Here is a 12,709-nt window from a genome sequence, read left to right on the forward strand (position 1 = left end):
GTGGTCAAAGGGAGAACGTCGGAAAGCATGGCGCGAAGGTTAACAGCCTTCGCGCATGTTTACAACAACTAACTGGGGCCGGCCTAGTTCCTTAACTTAACGGCATTAGGAACTGACCCCGCTTTTTTATCCGTCGCTGCGCAGCGCGGCGATGGGGTCGAGCGCGGCGGCCTGGCGCGCCGGGAACACGCCGAACGCCAGCCCGACGCCGACGCACAGCAGCACCGCCACCATCAGGCTCAGCGGCGACCACGCGACCGACCATCCGGCCAGCGCCGCGATACTGTAGGCGGCCACCGCGCCCAGCGCCAAGCCCAGCAGGGCGCCGCTGACGGCGATCACCAGCGCCTCCGCCAGGAACTGCTCGATGACATCGCGCCGGCGCGCGCCCAGCGCCCGCTTCAACCCCACTTCACGCCGCCGCTCCAGCACATTGGCCAGCATGATGTTCATGATGCCGATGCCGCCCACCAGCAGCGACACCGCCGCGATCGAACTCATGACGATGGTGAAGATCCGCTGCGTCTGCTGATTCTGGCGGTACAGCCCCATCGGCACGATCAGATTGGTGTCGTCGGCGCCTCCGTGGCGCTGCGCGATCAGCGCCTGCAGCACGCGCGCCGCGCTGTCCGGCGCCACGCCGCTTCCCAGCCGCACGCTGATGCCGTCCACTTCGTCCTCGATGCGCTTGAAGCTGAAGCGCGCGCGGCCGGTCTCCCAGGCCACGAACAGCCGTTCGTCATCCAGCCCCAGCTTCACGCCTTCGAAATCGGACTTGCTCTGCGCACGGTCGGCCAGGATGCCGACCACTTCCAGCCAGACGTGGTTGAGCTTGACGCGCTGGCCGATCGCCGGTCCGTCGCCGAACAGGGTGCGCGCCAGCCGCGCGCCGACCACGCACACCGGCGCCAGCGTGGCGCCGTCCTGCGCGGCCAGCCAGCGCCCGCTGGCCACCGTCATGCCGCTGTGCGACGCATACGACGGCGACACGGCGTAGGCGCGGCCCGCCACCACCTTGTCGCCCAGCACCAGCTGGTCGACCTTGATCTCCTTTTTCAGCGCCACCGATTGCGCGCCCGGCACCACCGACAGCGCCGCTTCGGCGTCGGCGGCGGACAGGCCCAGCGAGCGGGTGCGGATTTCCTTCAAGCGCTCGGGTTCGATGGCCTTGCTTTCGATGAGCACATTGTCCAATCCCAGCTCGGCCACCAGCCGCAGCGCCTCGCGCCGGCTGCCCTCGCCCACCGCCAGCATGGCGACGATGGCGGCCACGCCGAAGATCATGCCCAGCAAGGTCAGCCCGGTGCGCAGCTTGCGCCGCCGCAGTTCGGTGACGGCTTCGCGTATCAGCGCCAGGTTCATGATTTCACCGCCGCCGGCGGCAGCAGCACGACGCGCGCGCCGGCCGCCAGCCCGCTCTTGAGTTCGCTGCGCACCGGACCGCGCTGGCCCAGTTCGATCTTGTGCCGCACCGGCTTGCCCTGCTCCTCGGTGTAGACGGCATAGCCGGAACCATCCTGCACCAGCGCCAGGTTGGGCACGGTCAGCGCGGCCGGCCGCGCCACCAGCTGCACGCTGCCGCGCAGCGCCTGGCCCGGCTTCAGGCCCAGCTTGAGCGCCGTCTCGTTCGGAATGGCGGCGTCGAAGTCGCTGTACTTGACCGGCGATTCGGCGGAGACGGTGCCGGCGGTGCTGCCGACGCGGGTCACCGTCAACGCCAGCGCGGTGCCGGTGCCAGCCAGGCGCACCTGCACCGGCAGGCCGGCCTTCAAGCCGAAGGCCTGGCCCTCGGCCACGCTGAAGTGCGCCACCAGCTGGCGCAGGTCGGGCAGCATGCCGAATACCTGTCCGGCCGACTGGCTGGCGCCGATTTCCGGCTTGGCGCCGTCCCAGCGCGGCACCAGCAGGAACACGCCGTCGTGCGGCGCCACCAGGTCCAGCGCGGCCAGGCTGTCGCGGTTGCGCCCGGCGGACTGCTCGATGCTGTCGCGCTGCGAGTGCAGCACCGCGTCCTGGGCCGCCGCGCGCGTCTGCGCCTGGCCGCTCTTCCAGTCCAGGTAGCTGCGCTTGGCGCCGAGGAAGCCGACGTCGGCCAGCGCGTCGAGGATGGTGTTGCGGGCGAAGATGGTCAGGTCGACGTCGGCGTAGCGCCGGCTCAGTCCCAGGTCGTCCTCGACCTTGGCGCGCTCGCCGGCCAGCGTGCTGCGTTCGACGGCGGCGTTGGCGGCGTTGCCGGCTTCGGCCAGCGTCTTGCGCAGCAGTTCCAGTTCGGCCTGCGACAATTCCATGCGCGACTGCGGCGCGTCGAAGCGCGCCACCACGTCGCCCTGGCGGACCGCGCTGCCCTCCGCCACCATGCTCACCAACACGCGCTGGCTCCAGCCGCTGCCGGGCACGGCCAGCATGGTGCTGGCGGCGGCATTGATTTCGCCGTCGACCTGCAGCGTCTCGGCCCACGGCCGCGCGGCCAGCGTTTCGATGGCGCCGGAAGCGGCCGGCTCACGGTCGCCGCAGGCGGCCAGCGCCAGCATCAGCGCCAACGATGATGCAGCCGGCGGCAGCCTCGGTAGTAGCTGCTTCATCGGCTGCGCTCCTTGCCGCCGGCGTCGGCGACCAGCACCGCCTGCACGGCGGCGCCCGGCTTGAGGCCGGCCGGTGTCCCATCAAACTGCAGTTCGACATTGCGCACGATGGTCGACTGCGCGGTGGACTTGCCGTGGAAGGCGCGCCCCAGCGCGACCACGTGCGCGTTCAGCGCCTGGTTGGCGCCAGGCACCGTCACCCGCGCCTGCTGGCCGACATGGACGCTGGAAGCCTGCGCCTCGGGCACCGCGGCGTTGATGTACAGCTGCTCGGGATCGGCCAGCGTGGCGACCGACAGGCCCATGAACACCTGGCTGCCCACGCTGAATTTTTCGCCGCTGAAATTGCTGCGATACATCAGCAGCCCCTTGCGCGGCGCGATCACGGTCAGCGCCGCCTGGCCCTTGGCCAGCGCGGCCTGCTGCAGTTGCAAGTCCGCCACTTCGGATTCCAGGTCGGCGCGTTCGGCATGGCGGGCGCGGATTTGTGCGGCGCGCTGCTGCACCGCCAGCTTGGCCAGCGCGGTTTTTTCCGTGCGTTCGATAACCAATTTGTCGTAGTCGACGCGGCGTATCAGTTCCTTCGGCTGGCTGGCCTTGCGCTCGGACTTCTCGGCATTGCTCTGCGCCTCGGCCACCGCCAGCTCGCCGGCGCGGTCGGCCTCGGCCTGGTCGAGCAGCAGCTTTTCCAGCGCGCGCCGCTTTTCGTTGAGCTGGCCCTGCTGCTGCATCAGCTGCGTGGTGACCTCGCCGGCCTCGAACTGGGCGATCGGCTGGCCGGCCTGGACCAGCGTGCCTTCGGGAGGGATGCTGGCCAGCTTGTATTGCCACACATACGGAATGGACGGCGGCGACACCGGCAGCGCCTGGCGCGACGCGATCTCGCCTTCGATGGCCAGCAGCTGCACCGACGGCGGCGGCGGACGCACGGCCGCTGCCGCCGTGCGCGGTTCGGCAAACACGCTCATGCCCGCCACCAGCGGCAAGCCGTGCCCTTCCGGCAGCCCGATGCGCACGCGGAAATAGCGGCCCCGGCCCCAGCTGGCGCGCGCTTCCGGCGCGCTGGTGATGGACTTGATCTTGCCGGTCAGCGCGGCGCCGGGCAGCGCGTCGAAGCGCAGGCTCAGGTCCTGGCCCTCGGACAGGTAGGGCCGGTCCGCTTCCAGCACCCAGGCGCTGGCCGCCATCTGGCCCTGGCCCTGCACCACGCCGGCCGCGTTGCCGGGCCAGGCCGACGCCCCCTCCTCGAAGCGCTCTCCCTTCCACGGGCTGTAGCCATGCACCACCACGCCGTCGCGCTCGGCACGTACTTCGGACTGCTTCAACTGGGCGATCTGGAAAGCCAGGTTGATCTGCATTTTTTTCATTTCCAGCTCGCCATCCTCGCGCCGGCGATCGACCGAGCGCAGATAGTTGTCGCGGGTTTCCCGCTTGATCGCCAGGTCGCGGGTGGCGCGGTCCAGCTCGGCCTGGTAGCGGTCGTAGTTGAGGGGCGTGATCTGCAGCTTCGGCAGCGCGGCGTCGACCTTGGCCTTGGCCAACGCGGCCTCGGCGCTGATCAGCGCTTTCTCGGTATCGATGGCGCCGGCCTCGAGATTGGCGACCTCGCGCTGGGTGCGCGCGATGGCGCGTTGCAGTTCGATCTTCATGCGGTCGATGTTGGCGCCGCCGCTGGTTTCAATCCGCAGCACCAGGTCGCCGGCCTTGACCGGCGTGCCTTCGGCCACGAAGTTGCGCAGCACCACAGGCGCCGACATTGACGGCGGCACGACGATGGTTTGCGTGTCCAGCGCTTCGATTTCACCGGTCAGCAATACCGGCCGGGCGATGGGCGCAGCCCCGGCAACGGCCGGCCGCGCCGGCGCCGCGGGCGATGGCGGAGCAGCGGCAGAAGACACGGCGGACACGGCGGCGGCGATGCCGGCGGCCAGCAACGGCAGCGCGCACAGCAGCGCGATCGTCGTCGGCCGCAGACGCGGCCTCACGCGGCGGCCTCGTCGATACGGCCGTCGCGCAGGTGGATGGTGCGCTGGGCGGCGGCGGCAACGTCCGGATCGTGGGTCACCAGCACCAGCGTCTGTCCGCCTGCGTGCAGTTCCCGCAACAGCGCCATCACCTCGGCGGCGCTGCGGGAATCGAGGTTGCCGGTCGGCTCATCGGCCAGCAGCAGCGCCGGCCGGTTCAGCAGCGCGCGGGCGATGGCGGCGCGCTGCAACTGGCCGCCGGACAGTTGTCCCGGCAGGTGGCCGACCCGCTCGCCCAGGCCGATGCGCTCCAGCAGCGCGATGGCGCGGCCGGCCGCTTCCGGATCGGCGGCGCGGGCGTAGCGCTGCGGCAGCAGCACGTTTTCCAGCACCGTCAGGCGCGGCAGCAGGTGGAAGGACTGGAACACGAAGCCGATGCGGCGGTTGCGCACGTCGGAGGCGGCATCGTCGTCGAGGGCGCTGACGTCGTCCTCGGCAAGCCGGTAGCGGCCGCTGTCGGGCCGGTCCAGCACGCCGAGCACGTTGAGCAGCGTGGACTTGCCCGAGCCCGACGGCCCCATGACTGCGACAAATTCGCCGGAGGCGATATGCAGGTCGACACCGTCGAGCGCACGGATGTCGTTGCCGCCCTGGCGGTAGGTTTTGCGGATAGCGCTGAGCTCAATCATCCGTGGCAGTATCCCGTCCACGGCTGATGCTGTCAATTAAGCAATTGACGAACAGTACAACATTTTTTCACAACGCGGGGCCGCTAGCGGCTGGCGCCCCGCGTGTACTCGGGGAACATTTCCTTGAGCAAGAAGGCGATCAGGTCCTTCTCGTCTTCCTTGCGCGCGCTCATGATGACCACCTTGCCGAGGCGGCGCGATTCCCATGGGAAATCGCCCTGCTTTTCCTTGCGGATCACCTTGATCATTTCCTTGACCACGGCCGTCTCGATGTCCGGCTCGGCACCCTGCTCCACGTGCACCTGCTGCGTCCAGTTGCGCTTGAAGTTGGTGTTCCAGCCGCGGAACTTGACGTCCGCGCTGTGGTAGCTCTTGTCCACCGAGAAGATGCCGCCCGTGTCGTCCTTGTCGGCGCCGCCGGAACGGCCCTGCGCGCCGGCGATGTTGGCCTTGGCGATGCGGGTGGCGCGTTCGTTCTCGGTCTCGGTCGGCGCCGGCGGCGCCGGCTGCGGATTGTTGGCCTCGCGCGCGGCGCGGCGCTTGGCGATCATTTCCGACATGTCCGCCTCGGGCGGCGGCGTCATCGTCGCCTGCACCGGCGGCACATAGGTTTCCAGCTTCGGCCGGATCGCCGCCGGCGCCTCCTTGCTGACCACCTGCTTGCGCGGCGGCGGCGGCTTGCTGGCCTTGGCCACCTCGGTCTTCTTCGGCTGCGGCTTGTTCGGCGCCTTGTCCGGCAGCGGCGCGATATACACCATCACGCCGCCCTTGGGCGGGGCCGAATGCTTGCGCTCGGGCGCCGGCGACAGGAAGTAGTACAGCACGCCCAGCAAGTGCAGCGCGATGGAAATACCGATGCCGACCCGGCGCGACTGCGACTTGCGATCCCAATCGGCGTACCTCGCCCCCGGCTCAGGCAAGCGCTGGCCGCACGTTTCGCAATATTCGGAATTTGCAGAAAGTATGTGGGAATCGTGGTGCAAAATAGCAAACCTTGGGTGGGAACGAAGTCGACAAAAATGCGGCCATAGTGCCAGAGTCCCGCGATTTTGGGAACTGCTGAACAGGGGCCATGATAGCGCGCCGGACGGCAACGCGTACGCTCCAGGGTATATACCGGGAGTAGCTTACAAGTTCCGCGTCTTGATGGGTGTTACCGTATGTATCAGCAATCTCACGAAATCGGCTGCGGCAAGGCCGTGGCGGACGCGGCGGCGGTGCGGTGGCGCGCGCCGCGGCGGGGCGCCTCCTCCATCAGGCCAAACATCGCGTTTACGCAGCGATCCGCGTCTAAAACCTGGCGCGAACGCAGCTGCGGCCGGGGCAAGGCATGGGTGTAGTAGTGCGCGCCCTCCACCGGATAGCCCAGCGCCCAGATGCCGGCGGCGGCCTTGCCACGGGCATCGACCGGCCGGCAGTCGGCGTCGATTTCGATGCCGCCCGGGTGGAAGACGCCGTTGTAATAGGGCCGCACCAGCCCTCTTTTGAGAATATTACGGATAAGTAAGGATTCGTCGATTTCGGGAAAAAAGCCGTCCAGGCGGGCAATTACCAGCACATCGACCGGGTGTTTGACGGTGCAGCCGCCGAATTTGGTGCCCAGCACAAAGGTCGAATCATATTCGTCGATGTCGATGGTGCTGTTGGGGCCGGAAACGATGGTGACCACGCCGGCGTCCAGCAGCGCCAGCAATTCCTGGTTGCGCCGCAGCGGCGGGCCGAAGGCGGCGCGGTTGATGGCCGGATGGTAGACGTTGAGGAACTTTCGGTGCGAGGTCGGCGTCAGGCCGCCGTGCTCGATCGCCGCCTGCAGCGTGGCGCGCACGTCGCGCAGCACGTCGGTGGCGGCCTTGACCGCGCTGCCGACATTGCCCAGCCGCGCCTCGGCCAGGTCGGCGCGCAGCCAGCCGGTGAAAAAGTGGCGGAAGTCGTCCAGCGTGGCGAACTGGCGCTCGCGCAGCGGGAACAGCAGCTCGTCGATCAGCGCCTCGTCCTGCGCACTGGGCACGAAGGCGGCGGGATCGGGCACGGCGCCGTCCGGCGCGGCCAGCACCAGCGTGGCGCGGTAGACCCAGGCCATTTCCCGCTTGAGCAGCGGCAGCAGTTCGCGGTCGAAATCGAGCTGGCGGCTGCCCCGGCCGGACAGCGCCATGCGCCGCAGCGCGTCCACCGCGTCGGGGGTGAAATAGTGCGGCTGGTGGCGGCCGTCCAGCCCCTTCTGGTTGACGCCGCGCGCGGCGTACGGCAGGCAGTTGCGGGAACATAGCGTCAGCTGCGGTTCGCGGCCGGAGCGGCGGTACAGCAAGCCCTGCTCGCCCTGCGCGAAAACGCCGCCCCGCCCCGTCGTCAGCTCGGCGATGACGTCGTGCGCGCTCAGGCCCAGCCCCTGGATCGCCACGCGGGCGTCGGCGGCGATGCGATCCAGCTTGTCCAGCGGATAAACATGGCGCACGAAGCCCAGCCGGCTGTTGTAGCGCGCGTGATCCTGGGCGAACTTGCCCAGCCAGGCGTCCAGGTCGCTGGGCAGGTTGCGGCCGTGGCCGGTCGTCAGGAAGACAAAATCGCTGTAGACCATGAAGCCGCTGTCGAGCTCGATGGCGCAGCGGCCATCCGGCTGCTGCCACAGGTCGGCGGCGCGCAGGCGGTGGTGCGTCAGCGTGGTGCTGGCCGGCAGCGCGGCGGCGATCTGCTGGTAGGCCCAGGCCAGGTATTCGCCCAGCAGGCAGCGCGGCAGGTAGTCGGCTTCGGTGATGTCGGCCCCGCCGTGGTCGCCGAGCAGATAGAAACGCTCGCCGACGCGGCGGTAGCCGGCCTGGCGCGCCCACGCGGTCAGCGACGGCGTCGCGCACACCGGCGCGTGGCGCACGGCGCCAGGGGCGGGAAACAGCGTGACCTGGCTGGCGATGGTGTTGATCAGCAGATGCTGGGGCTGGCGCATGCCGTGCACGCCCGGGCCGCATTCGCCGGGTTCGACCAGGATGATGTCGAGCGGCAGCTGGCGGCTGTCGGCGATGGCGGCGATGCGCTCAAATACGCTGAGCCCGCGCGGGCCCATGCCGATGATGGTGACACTGTAGCGCTTCATCTGCGACCGCCCTTTCATCATAGCCAACTTGCCTATGATAAAGAGGCGCTCTCCCGCTCAGCTTGTCACCGCTCAATGCTTGACGGTGTTCACCGCTTTCAGTGGCACGGCGTGCACACCTTCCGGCACCGGCGGCGCCGCGTCGTCGGCAAGCTCGTCGTCGCCCATCGGTCCGCTGCCGCTGTACTTGTCGAGGAACAGGTAGATCACCGGGGTGATGTACAAGGTGATCACTTGCGAGAAGATCAGGCCGCCGACCACCGCCAGGCCCAGCGGCTGGCGCAGCTCGGCGCCGGCGCCCAGGCCCAGCGCGATCGGCAAGGCGCCCATCAGCGCGGCCATGGTGGTCATCATGATCGGGCGGAAGCGCAGCACGCAGGCTTCGCGGATCGCCTCGGCCGGCGTGCGGCCCTCGTTGCGCTGCACGTGCAGCGCGAAGTCGATCATCATGATGGCGTTCTTCTTGACGATGCCGATCAGCATCAGGATGCCGATGATGGCGATCATCGTCAGGTCCAGGTTGAACAGGCGCAGGGTCAGCAAGGCGCCCACGGCGGCCGACGGCAGGCCGGCCAGGATGGTCAGCGGGTGGATATAGCTTTCATACAGCACGCCCAGCAGCACGTAGATGACGCCCAGCGCCGCGATGATCAGGATCAGCTGGCTGCTCTGCGAGCTCTGGAACACGGCCGCGTCGCCGCCGTAGTTGGTGATGATGGACGCCGGCAGATGCATGTCCGCGCCCATCTTGTCGATCTTGGCGGTGGCCGTGCCCAGCGGCACGTCCGGCGCCAGGTTGAACGACAGCGTGATCGCCTGCAGCTGGCCCTGGTGGTTGACGGCGGTCGGGCCGATGGTGCGCTCGACGCTGGCAAAGCTGGACAGCTGCACCAGCTGGCCGGTCTTGTTGCGCACCGAAATCTTGGTCAGCGCGCTGTCGAACTGGCGGTCGGCGTCGGCCGCCTCCATGATCACGTAGTAGCTGGCGGCCGGCGAGTAGATGGTCGACACCTGGCGCTCGCCGAAGGCCAGGTACAGCGCCGTGCGGATGTCGCCGATGGCCACGCCCAGGTTGTTTGCCTTGTCGCGGTCTATCTTCAGCGACGCCTGCAGGCCCTTGTTCTGCGAATCGCTGGTGACGTCGCGGAAGTCCGGATCGGCGCGCAGGCGGTCCAGGTATTTCTCGGCCCATTCGTTCAGCGCGCCGGGGCTGACCGACTGCAGCGTGTACTGGTAGCGGCTCTTGGACTGGCGTCCGCCCAGCTGCAGGTTCTGCACCGGGCTCAGGTAGACGGAAATGCCGGCGACCTTCTTGGTGGCCTTGCGCAGGCTGTCGAGCACCTGCGGCATCTTGTCGCGCTGGTTGCGCGGCTTGAGCACCAGGAACATGCGGCCGCTGTTGCCGCCGCCGGTGAACGAGGTCACGTCCTGCACGTTGGGGTCGGCCTTGATGGCGGCCGCCACGCGGTCCTGCAGCGCCAGCATGGCCGAGGTCGAGATATCCTCGGACGCCTCGGTGCTGACACGGATCTGGCCCAGGTCCTCCTCCGGGAAGAAGCCTTTCGGGATCGTGATGTACAGCACGGCGGTCAGCGCGAAGGTGCCCACCGCGGCGGCCAGCACGACATAGCGGTGGTGCAGCGCGATGTCCAGCGTGCGCACGTAGCCGTTGCGCAGCGCGGTGAAGCCGGTCTCGAACCAGCGGCCGATGAAGCCGCCCTTGTCGTGTTCCGGATCGATGGCGTCGGCCGGCAGCAGCCGGCTGGCCAGCATCGGCACCAGCATCAGCGACACCGCCGCCGACACCAGCACCGACAGCGCCACCACCACGGCGAATTCGTGGAACATCAGGCCGATCACGCCCGGCATGAAGAAGATGGGAATGAACACGGCCACCAGCGACACCGAGATCGAGATGATGGTGAAGCCCATTTCCTTGGCGCCCACCAGCGAGGCCTGCAAGGGCTTCTTGCCCAGTTCGATATGGCGCACGATGTTTTCCAGCACCACGATCGCGTCGTCGACCACCAGGCCCACCGCCAGCGTGATGCCGAGCAGCGAAACGTTGTCCAGGCTGTAACCGAAGGCGTACAGCAGGGCCAGCGCGCCCAGCAGCGAGATCGGCATCGTGATGGCCGGGATGAAGGTGGCGGCGGCGCGGCGCAGGAACAGGAAGATCACCAGCACCACCAGCGCGATGGTCAGCAGCAAGGTCAGGTTGACGTCGTGGATCGCTTCGCGGATCGACACCGAGCGGTCGTTGACCAGGTTGATGTTGATCGACGCCGGCAGCTGCGCCTTGAAGCGCGGCAGCAGGCGGCGCACGCCGTCGACCACCTGCACGGTGTTGGCGTCCGGCTGGCGCTGCACCAGCAGCACTATGGAGCGCTCGCCGTTGTAGCTGCCGTAGCTCTTGACCGACTGGAAGCTGTCCTGCACGTCGGCCACGTCCTTCAGCCGCACCGGCTCGCCGTTGCGCATGGCGATGATCAGCTCGGCGAATTCGGACGCCTTCATCATCTGGGCATTGCCCTGGATGGTCAGCGTCTGGCTCGGGCCGTCAAGCACGCCGAGCGGCGTGTTGGCGTTGGCCGACTTGATCGCCTGCTGCAGCTCGTCGAGCGTCATGTTGCGGGCGTTCATCAGCTCGGACTTGGCGCGCACGCGCACGGCAAAGCGCTTCTGGCCGTTGACCGTCACCTGCGCCACGCCCGGCAGGGTCGACAGCGACGGCGCGATCAGGTTCTCGGCGTAGTCGTTCAGCTCGGACAAGGTCAGCGACGGCGAATTCATCGTCATGAACAGCACCGGCGCGTCGGCCGGGTTGACCTTGCGGTAGGACGGCAGGTCCGTCATCTCGACCGGCAGCTGGCGCTGCGCGCGCAGCAGCGCGGCCTGCACGTCGACCGCCGCTTCGTTGACGTTGATGCTGGGATCGAACTCCAGCGTCAGCGAGGAATTGCCCAGCGTGTTGGTCGAGGTGATCATCGCCAGGCCGGCGATGGTGGAGAACTGCTTTTCCAGCGGCAGCGCGACGGACGAGGCCATCGTGTCCGGCGAGGCGCCCGGCAGGTCGGCCGAGACGTTGATGACCGGGGTGTTGTAGCTCGGCAGCGCGGCGACCGGAATGTAGAAGTAGGCCAGCACGCCGGCCAATATCAGGCTCAGCGACAGCAGCACCACCATCACCGGCCGGCGGATGCATAGTTCTGAAAGGTTCATTGCTTAGCCCTTCTCTTTCGCGCCGTCGGCCGGCTTGTCGGCCGACGCGACGCGCACCTTGCCGCCCGGCCGCAGGTTCTGCTTGCCGTCGACGATGACTTTCTCGCTGCCGCTCAGTCCCGATACGGCGGCGTTGTCGCCAAACGCGTACAGCCGCTTGATGTTGACCACCTTGGCGGACTGGTCGGCATCGATCGCGTACACGAATGTACCTCGGCTATTGCTAATGATAGCGTTTTGCGGGATCACCGTTGCATCTTTCAGCACATGGGAGATCAGCCGGGTGTTGACGTATTGGCCGGGCCACAGGTTGGTGTCCTTGTTGTCGAACTGGGCCTTGACGCGGATCACGCCGGCCACCGGGTCGACGGTGTTGTCGATGAAGCTCAGCGCGCCGGTGATTTCCTTGTCGGAGCTGCCCAGCGCGACCTTGACCGTGACCGGCCCTTCATGCTGCGCCTGCAGCAAGCCGGCCAGCGCCGATTCCGGCAGGGTGAAGGCGACGGTGATCGGGTCCAGCTGGGTGATGGTGGTCAGCGACGTCGCCAGCTGCACCAGGCTGCCCGGGTAGACGTTGATGGCGCCGACGCGACCGGTCATCGGCGCGCGGATGCTGGTGTAGCTGGCGTCCACGCCGACCGAGCGGGCGGCGGCGATGTCGGACTGCAGCAGCGCGCGCGCCGAATCGACCTGGCTCTTGAGCGTGTCGACCGCGCCCTGGGAGATGAAGTTCTTCGACAGCAGCTCCATCGAACGCTTGTACTGGCGCTCGTAGTCGGCCAGCGCGGCGCGGTCGCGCTCGACCTGGGCCTGGGCCTTGTCGACGTTGGCGCGCTCGCTGCGGTCGTCCAGCGTGAACATCAGCTCGCCCGATTTGACGAACTGGCCTTCCTTGATATGGACCCTGGAAATGGTGCTGGTGGTTTGCGGATGCAGGTCGACGGTGGTGATCGGGGTCACGGTGCCGTTGGCCTGCAGCACGACCGGCACATCCTGGCGGCTAGGCGCGATCACGCTGACGGTGGTCGGGCCTTGTGGGCCGCTGCCGTTCAGGGGCTTGGCGCCGGCTTGCTGCTCGCCCGAACCGTGGGTCGTGTACCAGATGCCGCCGCCGATGACGGCGATGGCGCCGGCCAGGATTGCTAAGGAAGATTTTTTCATTTTTTG

The 12,709-nt window shown here is 67.9% G+C and carries 8 protein-coding genes; all 8 read right to left on the minus strand.

From position 1 onward, the window contains the following. Window positions 1–126: 126 nt before the first annotated feature. Window positions 127–1,362, minus strand: coding sequence for an ABC transporter permease (locus ABWW33_RS31440; protein WP_353405365.1), 1,236 nt, complete (start codon window positions 1,360–1,362; stop codon window positions 127–129). Next, window positions 1,359–2,582 (minus strand): efflux RND transporter periplasmic adaptor subunit, encoded by a 1,224-nt coding sequence (locus ABWW33_RS31445; RefSeq protein ID WP_353405367.1) that lies wholly within the window; start codon window positions 2,580–2,582, stop codon window positions 1,359–1,361. Before ABWW33_RS31445 ends, ABWW33_RS31440 begins: the two co-directional genes overlap by 4 nt. Next, window positions 2,579–4,567 (minus strand): HlyD family secretion protein, encoded by a 1,989-nt coding sequence (locus tag ABWW33_RS31450; protein WP_353405369.1) that lies wholly within the window; start codon window positions 4,565–4,567, stop codon window positions 2,579–2,581. Before ABWW33_RS31450 ends, ABWW33_RS31445 begins: the two co-directional genes overlap by 4 nt. Continuing rightward, on the minus strand, window positions 4,564–5,235 hold the full coding sequence (locus ABWW33_RS31455) for an ABC transporter ATP-binding protein (RefSeq protein WP_353405371.1): 672 nt from the start codon (window positions 5,233–5,235) through the stop codon (window positions 4,564–4,566). Before ABWW33_RS31455 ends, ABWW33_RS31450 begins: the two co-directional genes overlap by 4 nt. 83 nt (window positions 5,236–5,318) lie before the next feature. Continuing rightward, the gene (locus tag ABWW33_RS31460; RefSeq protein ID WP_353405373.1) at window positions 5,319–6,155 is read right to left on the minus strand and encodes a hypothetical protein; all 837 of its coding nucleotides are present in this window, start codon (window positions 6,153–6,155) and stop codon (window positions 5,319–5,321) included. Between the two features lie 254 nt (window positions 6,156–6,409). Continuing rightward, window positions 6,410–8,320 (minus strand): FAD/NAD(P)-binding protein, encoded by a 1,911-nt coding sequence (locus ABWW33_RS31465; protein WP_353405374.1) that lies wholly within the window; start codon window positions 8,318–8,320, stop codon window positions 6,410–6,412. A 72-nt stretch (window positions 8,321–8,392) separates the two neighbouring features. Continuing rightward, complete coding sequence (locus tag ABWW33_RS31470; protein WP_353405376.1) at window positions 8,393–11,542, minus strand: efflux RND transporter permease subunit; 3,150 nt, start codon at window positions 11,540–11,542, stop codon at window positions 8,393–8,395. Between the two features lie 3 nt (window positions 11,543–11,545). Next, window positions 11,546–12,703, minus strand: coding sequence for an efflux RND transporter periplasmic adaptor subunit (locus ABWW33_RS31475; RefSeq protein WP_353405377.1), 1,158 nt, complete (start codon window positions 12,701–12,703; stop codon window positions 11,546–11,548). Between the last annotated feature and the right edge of the window lie 6 nt (window positions 12,704–12,709).

The sequence above is a fragment of the Duganella hordei genome, from assembly GCF_040369125.1.
GTDB classification, from domain to species: Bacteria; Pseudomonadota; Gammaproteobacteria; order Burkholderiales; family Burkholderiaceae_D; genus Rugamonas; species Rugamonas hordei.

Excerpts from the sequence above, each read along its gene's own strand:
- ABWW33_RS31470 (WP_353405376.1), bottom strand. The coding sequence starts at position 11,542 with ATGAACCTTTCAGAACTATGCATCCGCCGGCCGGTGATGGTGGTGCTG.
- ABWW33_RS31475 (WP_353405377.1), bottom strand. The coding sequence starts at position 12,703 with ATGAAAAAATCTTCCTTAGCAATCCTGGCCGGCGCCATCGCCGTCATC.
- ABWW33_RS31465 (WP_353405374.1), bottom strand. The coding sequence starts at position 8,320 with ATGAAGCGCTACAGTGTCACCATCATCGGCATGGGCCCGCGCGGGCTC.
- ABWW33_RS31445 (WP_353405367.1), bottom strand. The coding sequence starts at position 2,582 with ATGAAGCAGCTACTACCGAGGCTGCCGCCGGCTGCATCATCGTTGGCG.
- ABWW33_RS31455 (WP_353405371.1), bottom strand. The coding sequence starts at position 5,235 with ATGATTGAGCTCAGCGCTATCCGCAAAACCTACCGCCAGGGCGGCAAC.
- ABWW33_RS31440 (WP_353405365.1), bottom strand. The coding sequence starts at position 1,362 with ATGAACCTGGCGCTGATACGCGAAGCCGTCACCGAACTGCGGCGGCGC.